Origin of the sequence: Chamaesiphon sp. VAR_48_metabat_403 (assembly GCF_031422475.1) — a bacterium.
In the GTDB taxonomy this organism is placed as follows: domain Bacteria; phylum Cyanobacteriota; class Cyanobacteriia; order Cyanobacteriales; family Chamaesiphonaceae; genus Chamaesiphon.
Genome location: NZ_JANPLS010000045.1, coordinates 1 through 17,544, shown reverse-complemented (window position 1 = coordinate 17,544; position 17,544 = coordinate 1). Strand labels below are relative to the sequence as shown.

Annotated in this window: 11 protein-coding genes and 1 tRNA gene; 4 read left to right on the top strand and 8 right to left on the bottom strand. The window is 44.7% G+C overall.

The annotated features are described in order from the left end of the window. Nucleotides 1-237: 237 nt before the first annotated feature. Complete coding sequence (locus RMO79_RS02310; protein WP_310481441.1) at nucleotides 238-2,493, bottom strand: ComEC/Rec2 family competence protein; 2,256 nt, start codon at nucleotides 2,491-2,493, stop codon at nucleotides 238-240. 154 nt (nucleotides 2,494-2,647) lie between these two features. Next, nucleotides 2,648-2,721: transfer RNA gene (locus RMO79_RS02305), tRNA-Arg, on the bottom strand. Between the two features lie 175 nt (nucleotides 2,722-2,896). Between RMO79_RS02305 and RMO79_RS02300 the strand changes: the two genes are divergently transcribed. From RMO79_RS02300 to RMO79_RS02285, 4 genes are all read left to right on the top strand, one after another. Beyond that, nucleotides 2,897-3,583 (top strand): hypothetical protein, encoded by a 687-nt coding sequence (locus tag RMO79_RS02300; RefSeq protein WP_310481440.1) that lies wholly within the window; start codon nucleotides 2,897-2,899, stop codon nucleotides 3,581-3,583. A gap of 44 nt (nucleotides 3,584-3,627) precedes the next feature. Continuing rightward, a complete protein-coding gene (locus RMO79_RS02295; RefSeq protein WP_310481439.1) occupies nucleotides 3,628-4,644 on the top strand; it encodes a hypothetical protein in 1,017 nt (338 codons plus the stop codon). A gap of 3 nt (nucleotides 4,645-4,647) precedes the next feature. Beyond that, the gene (locus RMO79_RS02290) at nucleotides 4,648-5,871 is read left to right on the top strand and encodes a hypothetical protein (RefSeq protein WP_310481438.1); all 1,224 of its coding nucleotides are present in this window, start codon (nucleotides 4,648-4,650) and stop codon (nucleotides 5,869-5,871) included. A 202-nt stretch (nucleotides 5,872-6,073) separates the two neighbouring features. Further along, the gene (locus RMO79_RS02285; RefSeq protein ID WP_310481437.1) at nucleotides 6,074-6,838 is read left to right on the top strand and encodes a HEAT repeat domain-containing protein; all 765 of its coding nucleotides are present in this window, start codon (nucleotides 6,074-6,076) and stop codon (nucleotides 6,836-6,838) included. A gap of 239 nt (nucleotides 6,839-7,077) precedes the next feature. Here RMO79_RS02285 and nblB read toward each other — a convergent pair whose 3' ends face one another. The 6 genes from nblB to RMO79_RS02255 all read right to left on the bottom strand — a co-directional run bounded on the left by nblB (nucleotide 7,078) and on the right by RMO79_RS02255 (nucleotide 17,431). Then, nucleotides 7,078-7,728, bottom strand: coding sequence for a phycobilisome degradation protein NblB (gene nblB, locus RMO79_RS02280; protein WP_310481436.1), 651 nt, complete (start codon nucleotides 7,726-7,728; stop codon nucleotides 7,078-7,080). Between the two features lie 119 nt (nucleotides 7,729-7,847). Further along, a complete protein-coding gene (locus RMO79_RS02275; RefSeq protein ID WP_310481435.1) occupies nucleotides 7,848-10,874 on the bottom strand; it encodes a poly(A) polymerase in 3,027 nt (1,008 codons plus the stop codon). Nucleotides 10,875-11,026: 152 nt separating this feature from the next. Beyond that, nucleotides 11,027-12,178: an AAA family ATPase gene (locus RMO79_RS02270; protein ID WP_310481434.1), complete on the bottom strand. Its 1,152-nt coding sequence runs from the start codon at nucleotides 12,176-12,178 to the stop codon at nucleotides 11,027-11,029. A 15-nt stretch (nucleotides 12,179-12,193) separates the two neighbouring features. Then, nucleotides 12,194-12,493, bottom strand: coding sequence for a hypothetical protein (locus RMO79_RS02265; RefSeq protein WP_310481433.1), 300 nt, complete (start codon nucleotides 12,491-12,493; stop codon nucleotides 12,194-12,196). A 104-nt stretch (nucleotides 12,494-12,597) separates the two neighbouring features. Further along, nucleotides 12,598-13,386, bottom strand: coding sequence for an RNA ligase family protein (locus tag RMO79_RS02260; protein ID WP_310481432.1), 789 nt, complete (start codon nucleotides 13,384-13,386; stop codon nucleotides 12,598-12,600). A gap of 415 nt (nucleotides 13,387-13,801) precedes the next feature. Then, complete coding sequence (locus RMO79_RS02255; RefSeq protein ID WP_310481431.1) at nucleotides 13,802-17,431, bottom strand: NB-ARC domain-containing protein; 3,630 nt, start codon at nucleotides 17,429-17,431, stop codon at nucleotides 13,802-13,804. Nucleotides 17,432-17,544: the final 113 nt, after the last annotated feature.

Genomic DNA, 17,544 nt, shown 5'->3' with positions numbered 1-17,544 from the left:
ATTGCAGTGCGTCGTTCCCGTGAGCCTCCGCATGTAGACCTACGGTGTATACACAAGTCGGCTGGACTTCGTTTTTAGATCTAAATCCCCCAACCCCCAAGGATGCGGGGGCTTTCAAAGTCCCCCTTTTCAAGGGGGATTCAGGGGGATTTCTAGGGTTTTCGCTTTTATCCAAACTTGTGTATACACGGTAGCCTCCAGGGAGGGGATTTTTCCACTCCTTACTCCTTACTCCCATTACCTCTCCCCCTCTAAATAAGGCTTAAACAACCCAGCGGGAGTCCATTGAATCGCGCCATCGCGCCCGGTGTAATAAACCCGAACTTGATTTTTTTCTAACAGCTTGACTGTTTCTGGATCGGGATTTGCAGTAGCCGCAATCGCCACTTGAGGCTGAATTTTAGAGATCGATCGAGCTGTTAATCGGCCCCCACTCCAAAATAGAGTTGAGGCGGGAGTAAGTTGTTCGAGATCGATCGCCGATTGGGTGAGATCTCCGGTATCATTGCCGATAAATAACCATTTTTGATTGACTTCAGGAATGGCAATTTGAAAGATAACCGGATTGGTTTTGATGGTGGTAATTTCCAGGCGATCGAATTTTTGAGTTTTACCTATTAATAATGGCTCGAATTGGATCGTTCCGGTATTATCGATCGTCCCGCCGATCCGATAGAATTTTTGAATTGGCATCGTTTGGGCTAGGGTTTGCCAACTATTTAAGGCAGAAAGATCGAGGTTAGAATCGATGGCTCGATCGACTCGATTGATGGCTTGTTGTTGTAAAAATGGTAAGACAATAAACCTCGCCATACTTTCGTTACCGCTATTAATTAAAATTGTCTGTCCGCGATCTTGGATAACTAAAATCTGGCGATCTTTGCCTGCTAAAGCGGTAATTTGAAACTCGTTGGTTTTCCAGATAGCTAAGGGAATTAATACTAATAGAAGTCCGGCTAATGCGGCCACTCGCCACTCTTTTTGCCAGCGCGGTATCGCCCAGACGCTCAGAATAATGCCATATAATGCAGCTAATTGCCAGATCTCAATTTGCCCGACTGCAAATGATGTCCCTGGTAAATAATTAAATAACTCGACAATCCAAATTAAGAGCTGAGTCGGTATATATAACAGCCACGACACCGCACTCCCCGCGATCGGAATTATCGCACCGATTAATGCCCCGATCGTGCCACCGATACTAATAATACTAATCAGTGGGCTAGTAAGAATATTTGCAGGCAAACTATAGAGTGGAAAGACTTTAAACACATATAATTGAATCGGTAAAGTCCAAATCGTCGCCGCTAACGGTACGGTAATTAAATCGGCAATTGTCGGTGGCAACCAATCTAACTTTTGTTGTAACGGTTCGACAGTGACAATCAATCCTAATGTTGCCAAAAAACTCAATTCAAATCCAATATCCCAAATCAATAACGGATCGATAATTAACAGTAAAGTTCCGGCAATAAATAACGAACCGAGCGGATCGATTTTGCGCTGAGTTCGCAACCCGATTAACACCGCCATCCCCATCACCACCGAGCGCACTACCGCAGGCTGAAAACCAGTCAAACCCAAGAAAATTAGTAGAGCTACCCCACCAACATTCGACTGTTGCACCGCCGACAATCGCTTGCGAGTGAGCGCGAGGATGGCATTCAGAATCAACGAAACCTGAAATCCAGACGCAGCCAGCGCATGAGCCAATCCTACCCGCACAAACCTGTCACGTAAATCGTAAGGTAAATCTACCGCATCCGATCCTAGCACCATTGCCGTCACCAGCGGCCCGATCGGCACATCCAGCCACTTTACCTGCGCCGCTACAATCCGAGCGCGCAACTTTCCCCAACTCCATTGCTGTGTCTGACTTTCATCTGGTACCCGCAGTTGTACCCCCCGCATTCCCGCAAAGCCACCCGCTTGAGAGAGATAATTGCGGAAACTAAACCCACCCGGATTAGCATTTGCTTCGGGTAAATACAACGTCCCGGTAATCGACACATCTACCCCCGGTTGTAAGCCCGTCCCGCTCTGTAATGGTACTGTCACGTACACCCGACCGCTAACGGCTCTACTCACGTCCGCAGGGCGCAATTTCTCACCCTGGATCTCATTTAATTGAGTGGCATCGAGCCAGAATTGACTATTTTGATTGCGGGTAACGCGGGGATAACTAGCAACTACCCCCTGCACGATCGTAAACTGGGTCGTACCGCGTTCGGCAGTAGCCGGAATATAAGTACTAATATCGTTATTCGCTAGCTTGGGAATTCGTAATTCTAGATAAAAACTAGCACATCCAGCGATCGCGATCGCCACTAATAAAAGTCGCCAATTGGGACTTTTTTTCCAGTATCGCGGCAGCAGCCATGCGATCGGTATCCCTAAAATTGGTAGTCCCCATCTCGCCCACGGATTGCAGGTAACGATTAAACCAATGATAAAAGCCAGACAAAGGACGATCGCAGCTTGGGGATTCCGCATCAGACAGGTATCAATGATTTAGCGATTGGTATTTAATGTTTGCCAGCCGCTGGAGACAGATAACCGCGATTACCCTGAGGGCGTGGAAGGATGGGACATCGATCGAACTCTATAGCTGTGCATGACAACTCAGACAACGGGTTGCCAATCGCTACGGGTGAAGAGGGACTTGAACCCCCGACCGACTGCTTAGAAGGCAGTTGCTCTATCCGACTGAGCTATTCACCCACATTAGCACTATAGTATAACATACCTCGCGCACAATTTTAGCAATGTCAAGTGTAAAATATCTGAAAAGATGTTGGCAAGCCGATCGCCGCAGTTAGCGAGATCGGCAATATTACTCTAGGTATTCTCCGGCTAGTTGAGATTAAATAATAATATATTTTATCGTTCTCGCAGTGTGAAATTTGCCCATTCAAGTAAATCGATTACCGATCTAGAATCAGTCAATATTGAGATCGCTGCCATTCCCGATCGTCAGCTCGCCGGATTGAGACTTACTTATCAAGACCGAACCTACGATCTAATTCGGATTTTTGGCGATCGTCAGCTCGATCTAGCCCAACAACAGTTCCAAGATCTCAGCTTAAAACAAAATGCGGCGGGAATGTTGGCAACCCCAGATAAATATTTACTCGTGCGGGAAGTTGGCTATTATTCATTATGGGCATTCGCTAGTGCCCACCAGCAACCGATCGTGCTGGGCAGAGCCAATCTGGTAGAGCGTCGAGCGGAAACTAGTTTAGAATTGCAACAAGCGAGTATGTGGCTGTTGCAAGAAATCTGGTTGCAATGGCAAGAATTATTAGGTACCAGACAGTTGCAAATATTTAGCGAAAATTTAATTGCGATCGCACCCCAACTTCAGTCTCGCACCGATCTCGATCGATTATTGGCAATGTCTCCCATGACTCCCATCGCGCTCAAAGCTTGGGAATCGGCAGATTTAATTGCGTTCGATCGCCACATCTATCAGCTCGCGCAGCAAAAACTCGGTCGCCAATTCGGCACGGAATTAACGATCGAGATCGTGCGATCGATGCCACCACAACTCCAGTCAGCTTTAACCAATGTATTAGATATTTAGTTACTATTGCCAATCGATCCATCCACCAATTATCTATCGCGAACATGACTAAATTTTCACCAGACAAAACAGTTTCCAAAAATCAGTTTGGTGGAGAATTGATAATTTATTGGGGGACGATTTGGGCGACAATTGCGCTCGTACTTTATTTGAATTTTAGCGTAGTCGATCCGCAAGCCACTCGACCGATGTGGTTTATCATCGCGACTACTAGCTTAGAAGAAATCGGACTGCTGATTGCGGGTTGTCTGTGTTGGCGAAATTGGCGGAGTAAATATATTGCTGGCGGGAGTGCGGTGTGGCTGCTATATGCACTGGCAAACTTCGCTTTTTTCATTGGAAATTTGTGGTTTACACTGTGGGAATTGCTCTGGAAATTAGATCCGGCAGCTTCATTGGGAAATATATTTTTCGTATTGTTTTATCTGATGACAATCGCTGGAGTCAGATTGGCAATTCTCGATCGAGATGTTCGGCTCATTCCCCAGCAATGGGCGATTGTGATTAGTGTTGTCGCACTTGGCTTGACGATCGGCTGTTGGCTGACTGCGGGTGCGGCAAATGCGACGATCGCACCGCCAGCAACGGCAATCGTCAGCACGCGCGATCTACCCCCCAGCGGCTCCAGCATCGCCACGAGCGAGCCACAAATCCTCGCGACAGCATCAGGTAGCTCAATTACATTGGCGACTTCACAGCGTCCCCCTGAGTGGGTACTCGCGATCGATCGATCGCTAAACCCACTCGTTAAAACCTTTAATATGTTCTATGTCCTCTGCGATTTAGTACTGCTAACTTTGGCGACAATTTTATTTTTAGGCTTTTGGGGCGGTCAAATGGGTTTACCCTGGAGAATGACCGCTCAAGCGGTATTGTGTTTTTATATTGCCGATACTTGGTTCGCATATGCCAATGAGCGAGTGCAAGGATACGAAAGTGGCTTTATTATGGAAGTGTTCTGGATTTTTGGCATCGTGCAGTTTGGCATTGCTGCTGCGCTAGAATTTGATAACTCCATTCGCGCTCGCCGTCTAGCTCGCAGACGGACTGCCATAAAGTAAAACATGACTTCTAAAAAAATTACCGATGCAGATAAGTTGGAGATTGCCGATCTCTATCGCTCTGGAGATACGACAGCAGCTCTAGCAAATCGCTATGGAGTCAGCAATTCAACAATCGGGCGCATTCTCAAAAGTACGATTCCAGAAGCTGAATACGAGAGTTTAATCGATCGCAACCGCAGTTCTAAAGCCAACAGCGATAAAGAAATTATCCTCCCGATCGAGCTAACACCAATTTCCCCAGTATTAGCAATCGACACAGCCGCACCAGCCCCAGTCGCATCGCTACTTCCAGCCATCGATCTCGATCCGACGCTCGAATCGAACCCCACCATCCCCACAGCACCCGACTTAGGCGACAGCGTAAGATCTTCGGAACCGATTCATGCTGGTGACAACAGCGACATCCAGAACCGTCGCGTGCGTCGTCGATCTTCCGCACCAATCGACAACCAGCAGATCGAGATCGATCTTTCGCCAGCAATGGTAGAAAACGATCGATCGTTGGCGTTGGCGAAGCCTCTCGAAGAGAAGCCTTCCAGCATGGAAATCGTCAGTACTCCCGATCCAGAAACCACACAGACAAGAGCTAAACTCGATCTTCCCGCAACCGAACTGCCAAAATCAGCGATTTCCCCACCAATTCCCCGCACCCCAGTATTGCGGGAAATACTTGCTGATTCTCACGATCGTTACACCAATCCACCCGTCGTAGCCGTTCCGGAAATCGTAAATTCAACAGCAGAAAACGAAGAAGATAACGAGCCAGAAGATGTCAATGCATTAGCCGCCATGTTTGGCGAAGAAATTGCCGAGAATGATGATGACGAAGAAGAAGATAGCGATAGCGATAGCGAAGATTGGGTTGAAGAAACCGATGCAACCGATCGATTATTAACAGCCGATCGGTTGCACGTTCGCGTCAAACCGCTCTCTGAAGCCACATTACCGCGCACTTGTTATATCGTCATCGATAAGTTTGCCGAACTAATCGTGCGTCCGCTCAAAGATTTTGCCGATCTCGGACAGATTTCTGGCGAGGAAACCCAACAACGCACTCTACCAGTTTTTGATAATCCACGCGTCGCCAAAAGATTCTCAAATCAACGCACTCAAAGAGTGATTAAAGTACCCGATAGTCGCGTTTTTTATAAGACTACCCAACACCTGAAATCTAAAGGAATTGCCTGCTTATTAATCGATGGAAATATTTACTCCCTGAATTAGAGTAAATAGTGGATAGTGAATAGACTAACAGCTTATCACTAGCGATCGCAGTGATGGCGGGCAATTTGCTATAATGGCACAAATAGCCGATCGAACCAGACGATCTTCACTTTGTCCAGCCCACATCATATCGCGGATTTGGCTGGTAGATTTGAGACTTGAGGCTAGATTTTGGGGATGGGCAAGGCTAGGGTAGTTAATTATGGTTTACGAAGCAGATTTAGACTTTTTGGAGGACGAGACAGATCTAGATAGTTCTGTTGTCGATCTGGATACTCTAGCGGTGCTAGATGCCCATCCAGAGCCTCCCAAACCAGATCCGGAGGAAATGTTACCGCTCCTCACCGATACCGTCACAGCGCGCAGGATGATGGCTGCACGAGCGTTTTGCGAGCTTCAAGATGCCCGCGCCATTCCGCATCTGATCGTACTACTCACCGATCCCTGCCCGTTAGTGCGAGTTGCGGCTACCTACGCATTAGGGCGCAATCCCAGTCTCGATGCCGTCGAGCCGCTAATTTCTCAACTCGATCGCGATTGGAATGGTTATGTCCGCAAAGGCATTGTCTGGGCATTAGGCAACTGTCGCGATCGTCGCACCCTCAAGCCGCTATTACGCTCTCTACGGGTGGATATATCCGCCGTAAGGCTCTGGGCGGCTAGTGCCTTAGGTCAGGCTGCCGATCTCGGTTACGATGCGGTTATCGCCACCGTACCGCCGATTATCGAAGCCTTAATTAACGACCCCCTCGCCGCAGTGCGGAGCAATTGTGCCTGGTCGTTGGGGCGATTGTGTCGGGAATTACCCTCGAATGTGGTTTATGCTACTGCTGTGGATGCGCTGATTCAAGTCTTAGAAGAAGATGGCGATCTCGGCGTGCGAGATGATGCTAAAGCCGCGCTCCTCAAGCTCGGAGATACTCGTGGCATTCAAGCGATCGAAAATCTCGAATTAGAAATAATTTAGTGGATAGTGAATAGTGGATAGTGGATAGTTTTATTATTTAGCGGATTATCGAAAGCGATCTATAAGTAGTCGCCATGTAAGTTAGGACACAAACCCGACTTTTTGGAAAAGTCGGGTTTGTAGCAGCACTAGTTTACTGTCCTAACCACTTTGGCGATCGATCTACTATCTTAAAAAGGTGCTTCACCTGCGGAACTCTCAGATGAAGCACCTGTTTTATATCCACTATCCACTATTCACTATTCACTAATTCCCTGTGCTTCTTGCGCCACTTGCTCGACAGCATCGGTGGCTAAAATTGCTAAATTTTGGGCTGCTAAATCGCCGCCTAAATTACGCAACGCGCGGGCGAGTTGATAGCGAATTTGCCAATCGGGATGGGTGACAAATGGCACGATACTGGCAACACCACTAGCATCGCCGAGTTCGCCGATAGATCCAATCGCCGCAGTTTGTACCAGGGACGTTTCATTAGTTAATGCAGTTTGCAATAATTGTAACCCACGCGGATCGCCGAGTTCGCCTAGCGCGGCGATAATACTAAATTGTACCAACCACTCTGGGGTAGTTTCATAAAGTTTTTGCAGATCGTCAAAGGCATCTGTAAGTTTGAGCGCGCCGATACTATCTGCGGCGGCGGCTTGCACGTCGGGTTCTGGATCGTTAACCAATCGATCGCGTAAAATAGTTAAACTCTCAGTCAAATTTTGGCTGCCTAATGTTGCCAATTGACTGACCGCCGCATACCGGACTCTAGTATTATTATCGGTTATTAGTTGTTTGATATAGCCAAAGGCGATCGATGGTTCGATTTCTCTGAGCATATTTAATGCGGTAATCCGATCGCCTTTATTTTCTGAGTTAATTAGGGTGCTAATAGATTCGGACATATTATTAATGTGGAAATAAATTTTAGATTGAATTTTTAATATCGTTCGATAAATGCAGACTATAGATGGATAGCCGATCGCGATCGGCTATCCATCTAATAATTCTATCATTAACTAAGTTACTTCGGGCTTACCAATTTAACGATCGGACTCAGGGACAAATCTAAGTTAGTGCTGTTAGCAATTCCATTCAACTGATGAATAAAATTTCGGACTAGCAGTTCGATCGAACTCAGTTCGCAAGTAGCAGGTATCTTCAGAAATAACATGACATTATTTGTCTGCACTTGGCGATCGATCTGAGTATTCGGACGGACAAAAATATCGAGTTGTTCGAGCTGAATGATTAACCCAATTATTGCAGCTTCTAAACTACTGGTGCTTTTTTGGAGCTTATCTTTGTCTGCATCGACAATAACAATCGTTAAGATTGTATCGGCAGTCATTGACAAATCGATCGGCTCATATAAAGATGTCCATGTATCCTTACCTGCTAAAATACTAGTAGAAATTTCCGCAGCTCTGGTAAACTCATCGCTCAAGATTTTGGCGGTAGAATGGGTAATATTCCGAGCGGTATTTTTACAAGGTTCGATCGAAGAAACGATCGGTAATAAATCCTGCGGTAATTTGGCTTGATATTTCTTGCCAAGATCGGTTAAAGCAATTGGTTTGCGCCAATTATATCGACTTAATACCTGGAAGAAATTAGCCAACAGTGCTGCTAACGATCTATCTGCATCTCGGTAGTTAATACATGTGTAAGCACATAGCAACGACCAAGAAAATCCACCCAAGAAGCCCCAAGAGTTGCCATATAAACCGCGAACCTTCGCCCAGCTTCGGACGGCTTTTAAAAGCATCTGAAACCGTTCTAGGCGGAGTTGCTGCTTGACTAAATCCACAATGAGATCTGCTTCCCAGCACCCGATTATCGATTTAGTATCTTTAATTTGAGCTTGCAGCTCGCGAATATTGCGAGTTTCCCAGCCATCGCTAACTTCTACTTGGGTATATAGTAAATCTAGCGATATTCCTTCGATCTCTAACCGCAAGACTGGAAATTTGGCATCTAGCAAAACTTGAGATCGCTCGCATAATCCTTGCAGACAGTCTTCGACTCTAGTTAAAAAGCTTTCGCCTGTCAGATAATCGGGAATGAGACAAACGACATCTAAATCGCTAGTTGGAGTCGCTACTCCCAGTCGCGCCGAACCCAATAAATGGATCGATGCTTCAAATCCCAAACATTCAGTACAAGCTTGTTTTAACACTGCTAAAACAGTATCGCGGTGCGATTGTTGTGCATCTGTCAATGCTGGTTCTAGAGTAGTAATTAGCTCGATTAATTCGGCATTTTCGATAACTCTGGGAAGTAATTTACCAACACCAACTATCTGTTTGACAACGCAAGGTTTGTCACGAGTACGGCTGAGTAAGGAGACAGCATCGACAGTGAATTTAATTGGATGCCATTGCGGTAATTTTGCCATTGCTTCGCTCGGAGTGGCAAATTGTCCGACACTTAAATGCGGATTGAATCCCGCACTGGTTTTTGTACTTTGCTCGTAACATTGAGGAAATAATCGATATAAAGCCGCTTGCAGCTCGTGTAATGCACCTTCTGGTTTAACGATCGGGCGCAAATATGCGGTAGAACTTTTATGATGGGTGAAGATCTCAAAGTCGGCTAATGTCACCGTAAATGGCTCGATATTGGCGAGAATTGGCGCGATGAGATCGACTACTTCTTCAAAATATCGATCGGGTACAAAGCCATAAAGTAAAGTAATATGCGGTACGATATTGAAAAATCCAGCATCATACTGTTGGCGAATTGCTTGAATCGGTGGGAATAGATCTTCAGGTGGAATAATTGCCAGAATGCTCTCATATACTGGCGTAATTGCGGTAAGATCGATGCGATCGTGTGAATTCCGAGCCGTCGTAGCTTGAGAGATTTTAAAAACCCCACAGACGCAGAAATGATCGGAAGGATAAAGCTGAATATCATCAATATCGAAAGATTTACAACCGAATAAATCCATCGCTAGGGGTTGATAATTCGATTCCAGATCGGGACACCACAAAATGCGATCGAGTCGTGAGGCTTTTCCTTCTAGACTCATTAACATCGCTAGCGGATTCGCAGGCGGATCGAATGTATAGCCAGCTTTCTCTGGATATAACTTCTGCCACAGATCGATAAAGTTACCATAATTAATAATTTCATCTTGCTCGTCACCCTGCGTATTAAAATCACCAACGATAAACCGATCTCCCGCTTGTTGTTGGAGATAACCGATAACTGTCGCTAACTGCTGCGTGCGCTTCTGGAAAGCATTATCGCCTCTATCGCTAGTTAAATGAACGTTAGCTAAATGCACGCCGCGATCGTTAATATTCCAGTTACTAATTAATACCCGCTTGTGTCCAGAGAATTGATATTCTACCAAATTGAATGCCCACCGAGACATAATTAAATTGCCATATGGTTTGACATTATTACCATTAGGAGCCTCAGAGATAAAATAATCTTGCACCCAATCTGTCGCCAAAATAAAAGCTAAAGATTCTGGCGTTACTTCTTGCAATGCGATAATATCGGCATTAGTTTTAGCTAATTCGCTTAAAATAACTGGCAATCGTTTATCGGTATGAATTTTATCCGCATCGTGGAGATTGGATAAAATATTATAACTAACGATCGTCAGCGTGTTATCTAAAGCTACCGATTTAACTGTACCTGTAAATACCTTCCATTCATCGCGATCGTATGTATAAATGTCTCGCGACTGAAACTGAGCTTGATTGTTAGCAACTAAAGCAGCAAGATCCGCTCGATTAGATCCAGCAACTTCAGATTTCCAGGCAATTTCTGGTAAATTATTAGTCGAAATTAAATCGATCCGATTTTCGCGATCCCATACGATCGTTTCATTACAACGAATATAGCGAACTCGATGCCAAGGAATATCGCTATTATCGTCCCACTGCGCCAGCGGCTTCTCGCGAATAGTGTCAGAGATCCGCTCGTGAAATCCAGCGATAAACATATTACGATTGAGGTTGGCATCCCAGATAATCCGGTTATACACCTCCGTAATTGTCGCCATTTTTTGTTTTTCTATCTTTTGTTTTGACATGATTTTGGTAGATGGTGAAAAGAAGAGTTTTGTGAGTATCGTAGATCTGAATCCCCCCTAACCCCCCTTTTTAAGGGGGGAACCGGATCCGGAAGTCCCCCTTAAAAAGGGGGATTTAGGGGGATTTCTAGGGTTTACGGTTAATAATAAAATTAAACATCAACAAAATAATCTACTTGATGAGCTTCGGTAATATCGGGAATTTCTAATCGATCGCGAAAACGATGAATGACAGCATTAGGAACTTGAGCTTTGCGATCGCGATTTTGCTGTAATACCCGATCGATCGGCACTTCTAGATAGACGATCCGAATTCGCGCACCATACCCAGCAAATAGCCGAATTAAGCCCGATCGAATCGGCTTGATGATATTAGTCGCATTCCAGATAAATGGTGTCTCAGATTGGAGATATCCCTTCGCCAAAGCTCTCCCCGCATTGACGATCGCGCCTTGCTCGTTTGTGGGTGAAATACCCATTTCTATCCGCAACTTATCGAGCGATACAACTGGTAAATCTGGGTGAGTACGATCGATCCAATAATCTTTTCCAGTACCGGGTAAACCACACATCATAATTACTTCCAAGCGGGTATCGTCAAAAGCCGCATAATTCGGATCTGCATCTTCTTTATGGAAGTAAATAAACCGACTATGATCCGATGCAAAAGGATAAGCTCGATCGAAACAATTATGCTCCTGACAAAATTCTCTGAAAAACTCGATCGTTTCCAATAATTTCTGTTTATCATCACATATTCGTCCCCTGACATCCGCCTCCGCCATTAACGCCAACCAATCACACCGAACCAATTGACTTGCCTTAATAATCGATCGCAATGGGTTATGTTTATCCCAAAACCATAATGGCAAACTACCATATTTAACGATCGCGACAATTACCTCGCGAATTGCAAATGGTGTCTGCAAATCTTGTAAAATCTGCCGCACCTTTTTTGCACCTAAATTCACATGTCCCTTGGCGGTAATATTACCCTCATCAATTACTTGTGTCACCATTGGTTTGGCGATGTCATGTAATAAAGCGGCTGCAAATAAGATCGATCGATCGGTTGCATTCATCGCTTGCCAAGTCGGTAGAGAAACTAAGGCTTCACAGACTAATTGAGTATGAATCCAAACGTTTCCCTCTGCATGGTAAATCGGGTTTTGTTCGCAGTTAGCTAGAGATTGTAAAGGTGGAAACTTTGCTATAATTCCCGTCCAATTTATTTGTAAATCTGTCAGTGTCGGACAATCAGGAAATGTCCAGTGTGTATTTTGTTCGATCGCTATATTCATCATAGCTGTTTCTCAATCTTAATTTATTTGTGGATGTTCTTGATATTCGTATTTAACCCGTTTGATGATTCTTACAAATATCTCTTCTGGTATGCTATCGACCTCATAAAAATCGGCTGCCAATTTTGATATTTTGCGAACATCTCGATCGATTTCTGTGCCCATCAAATAATTCATCCAATTTCCAGACGCGGCATCTGAAATAATTTCATATCCATTCTGGGGACTGAGAATATCAAAATCGATAAGATCGTCTAATTCTTCGCACCAAATTCTACCTAGAGTTGTTGCAATTTGTATTTCATCAAATTCTTCCATAATAAATTAGGAGTCAAATACTAAAAAGTAGGGTGGGCAATGCCCACCAATCACATCTCATGCCCAAACATTAATATTTACGATCTATAATTACCGATCGATCGTTAATTAATTCCAAATAAATCGACACCAATCGCCAATTGATTGGGAATAATCGGACGATTTAGCCAGTGAGTTTCAGACTGTAGAATAGTTGTCAAAAAGTCCGCTCGGACGTACTTATATCGAGCGATAGTTAATTCAGGTGTTTCCACCTTGATATATAAACCTTCCATCAACGCACTTTGGTTAGTTTGTTGAATTGCCAGATCTGCATTCAAACCTTGCTCTACACAAAGCTCACGCAACCTATCGATATGTTTGGAACTAATGAAATGGGAGTGCTGTAGTAACCCAACTAATTGCTTGTGAGATGTTAATTTTCCCTCTAGCAATACGGGTACCGAAGCTACCGCTAATCCTGTCAATAACTCTTGCCGCGCCACCGTGCTGAGAAATTGATTAGAAGATCGATCGAGTAAATCGTATTCTAAAAAATAGTGCGGTAATTTGTCGTAAAATACCGTGTGTTTGGCATACAACCATTCACCATACAAGATATATCGATCGCCCAAAACATCCCACAATGCGGCATAATGACTGTGTGCCCATTGTTTGAATAGATTAAAATGGCGTTCGCGAGAGCCACCAGTTAAATAGTGTCCGCGACTTTGCAATAATAATTGTCCGTTAACATCGAAGCTAATCGCGGCATTGGCACCATCGACTTTCTCCTCTATTACTACATACTTATTAGCGATCGCGCTAAATGGTATGCTGTCTAAATCTTCATCCCCAGGCTGTTCGCGCGAACCTTCAATATGTGGCGTTCGCGGATATTTTTGCATCAGCATTTGACGTTCCCCTCTCAAGGTAACATTGAATAATTAGTACTCTCGCTCTGCTCGATTTAATTCGGCTGCGTTCGGTACGAGTAATGGGTAATTAAGGTTCTAGATCGGAATTTATAACTCGCCTAAAAATATGCCACCAATTTTGGCTGTGGCGAATATTACCGATCGAAACTATTAATTACTAGCTAAATGTGGAGAGGTGGAGAACTACATGGCAAACCTGCTGACAAAATTGTAGGTATTCTCAATTTAGTCTATGTATTATCGGATGTCAAGAGCTAGATCGATCGACACATCATACCAAATCCGCTTTCCATCCCGTAGGGGCAATTCATGAATTGCCCCTACGGGATGGAAACCTTGTATAGATTGGGTAGAGCAAAGCGAAACCCAACAACCCAAGAATCCAACAATTTTACCCGATCGATCCTAACGCCTGTAAAGATGCTTTTTGTGTTCTAGTCAATCCGTGAATTTTATCGATTTGCATTCCTTCATAGGGACGGCGAGATTTCCAAGTAGATAGACATTTTGCAGCATCTAAATCCCAAACTTTAATAGTTTCATCTAAGCTACCAGTAAACGCGATAAACTTGGGCGAATCCATGCCTGGTAATCGAATATTACCAATATCTAGCGTATAAATTAAGCCACTATGTTCGGTCAGACTATGGAGACATTCACCAGTTTGAATATCCCATATTTTGAGATGTCGATCGACTCCTACACTGATAATAAATCGATCGTCATAACTAAATTTTGCATTGAGGATCGGCCCTCGATGTCCGGCAAAGGTTTGTAAGCATTCGCCTGTTGCTACCGACCAAATTTTGATAGTTTCATCATAGCTCGCACTGACTAACCACTTACCGTCCGTACTAAAAGTAACCGACCAAACACTATTACTATGCTTGCCGATATCTCGGTAATACTCACCCGTTGACCCCTGGTCTGCCTTCTCTTCGAGACGCTTCGCGAACGGCAATCGCGGATTCCAGAGTTTAATAATACCTGCAAAATCACAACTTACTAACAGTTCGCCATTCTCCCCTGGAGACGCTCCGCGAACGGGACTAAAATCGGCATAAATTACCGGGCTGGTATGTCCTTGAAGCGTATGCAAACACGATCCAGTATTAACATCCCAAATTTTGACTGTTTGGTCGTAACTAGTACTGGCTAATGTTCGACCGTCGGGACTAAAAATTACCCGCCACACCCAACTATTGTGCCCTCGCAATGTTTTGAGGCAATTACCTACTTGCCAATCCCATAATTTAATAGTGTAGTCAGCACTACCACTGGCTAATAAACGACTGTCAGGACTAAAATTAACCGACCAGACTCGATTAGTATGTTCGCGCAAAGTTTGGACGATCTTTTGTCGATCGATACTCCAGATTCTAATCGTAGTATCTTCATTACCACTAGCTAAATAACTCCCATCGGGACTCAATTTGACAGATAAAATTGCATTAGTATGTCCGACAATCGTTTTAATACAGCGTTCCCGTTCTAAATCCCAAATTTTAGTATGATTGTCATCGCCACCGCTAGCGATTTGGGTACCATTGGGATGAAAAGCAACAGTCCAAATCCGGTTGCGGTGTCCGAGAAGGGTTTTTACACATTTGCCACTATTAGTATCCCAAAGTTTAATAGTTTTATCGAAACTACTGCTCACTAATTGTTGTCCATCTGGACTAAATGCGATCGCACTGACAGGCTGCTGATGTCCGATTAATGTGTGGGTACAAATCCCCGACTGCTGACACATCCCCGACTGCTCAAAGAAGTCGGGGATGTTGGCTACATCCCAAATTTTAATCGATCGATCGTAACTACCAGTCGCGATTGTTTTACCATCGGGGCTAAAAGCGACAGAACGCACCCAAGCTGTATGAGCTGACCACTCAGCCAGACATTCACCCGTCGCTACATTCCACAGTCGCACTCTCAGATCTTCGCCACCACTAACTAGAGTACGACCATCGGGACTAAACGCGATCGACCAGACCCGACCATTATGACCTACCAAAGTCTGAATTTCGGGACTTAAATTACCTGGAAACGTCCGCCACAGGCGAATCGTACCATCTTGAGCGGAACTGGCGATAATTTCCCCGTCGGGACTAAAGACGACAGCATTAGCCGAAAAAGTGTGTCCGATATATGTCTGCAAACATTCACCCGTGGCGACCTCCCACAACTTCACCCGATGGTCGTCGCTAGCACTGGCGAGGTATTTACCATCGGGACTAAAAGCAATCGCCCAAGTCCAGTGTTGATGCCCTTGACAATTAGCGATTTTTGTGTATGTACGAGCATCCCAAATCTGAATATCGCCTTTGGTGTCGCTAGTGGCAAAATGTTCGCCACTGGGACTAAATGCAATCCCGACTACACCACCAAAGGTTTCGGCGAAGACAGTTTGACTGATGTAGCTCCCTGTAAAATCGACATCGTGTAAGGTCGCATTCAAGAGGTAGGCTTGACGAATCGCCAAGTGCGAAAAATCAAAGCCTTGGAGATCGGTTTTGAGCTGACAAAATAAATTGAGCAGATTTCCCGCCGCATAACCACCGATCTTATCGGTTTGGTGACGTAAAGTAGTCAGAATTTTGCTAAGATGCAATTCGAGGTGCGATCGCTCGGTAAAATGCGTTAGTAATCGATCGATTAATGGCTGTAAAATTAGTTGAATTTGGGCATCCCGCAGGTAATCTTTGGTTTGAGCTTCGATTAGAGCGTGGGTTCTAAATAGCTCCAATTCGCCTGTAATAATTTCCAGCTCGATGCGATCGATCAACCTGTTAGTGACATATTCCATAATTACGGGTTGTTGAGTCAAACCCCGCTCTGTAGTTTCAATCGACGATCGATCTTTGAGTGTTTCGAGTGCTGCGAGTAATGTCGGTAAACTTGTCTCAGGCACAAATTCTGCTTGCAATCGAGCTGGAGTAACGCCTTCGCGATCGATCGCCAGCCAGTACATTACCTGTTGTTGCAAAGGTGAAAACCTATCGAATTGTTGTGCTAATAAGTCTTGAAGGTTGCTAAATACCCCCGCACCTTGGGCTAAAAATGACTCGATATCGCCACTAAAAAGGTTGCTAACAGAGGTGGCGACAAGTTTGAGAGCCAGCGGATTACCACCAACATAATTAATCAAGTTTTCTCGATCGACAACCGAAGATCCTAAACCCTTGTCGATTAAAATATGGTGAGCAGCGGCGATCGACAATCCACTTAGTTGGATCGATCTTACGGGTAGATTCACCCCTTCCCGCTGTACGATTCCATGCGGTTTTTCCCTTCCCGTCAATATCAAACAACTCAGATGCTTTTCGTCGCTAACGCGCTGAAAAATCTCCCCATAGCCTTCATAACCCGCCAGGTAGCAGCCATTTTTAGCACCAGCCTGCAAAATCGATTCAACATTATCAAACACCAGTAAACAGCGTTTTTGTCGTAATTGCTGCATCAATAGATCGATCGAACTCTCCTGTACCTCAGCACCAATCAGAATCGGCAAAATTTCATCCAGCAAATCTTTCGGTGCGATCGCCTGTCGCAAACTCCGCCAGATGACATATTCAAACTGAGACTCCAACTGTCGCGCCAACTTCACCGAAAAAGCCGTTTTGCCAATTCCACCCCAGCCAAAAATTCCCACCACCCGACAACGACTATCGACAATCCAATCGTGCAAGGTTTGTAAATTAATTTCTCTCCCATAAAAGTGCGAAACATCGATCGCATCACCCCAATTCGTAATCGTTAAAGATGTTTGATAACGCTGAAGAATCGAGCAAAGATTACTTTTAGAAACTTTTTGCCCGACGATCGCCGAAAGCAATTGCCACAAATGAGATGCAGCCTGCTTGATATATTCTGACTCGTAACCTAGCTCTCTGGCGATCGTCTTATAAGAATCGCCGTTCCAGACTTGGGACACGATCGCCGCTTGGAGCGTTTTGAGCGATCCGCGTTGATGTTGTTCTAGCAATCGATCGATGATTCTGAGTGCTTCTTGTCCGGTCATTTAGGGTCGATCGCTGGTAAATCGATCGTGAGATAGGGGTAGTATATCTCGATTTGGTAGTGTGAGCTGTAATTTATCTGGCAGAAAGTTTACATTACTTGAGATCGATCGAG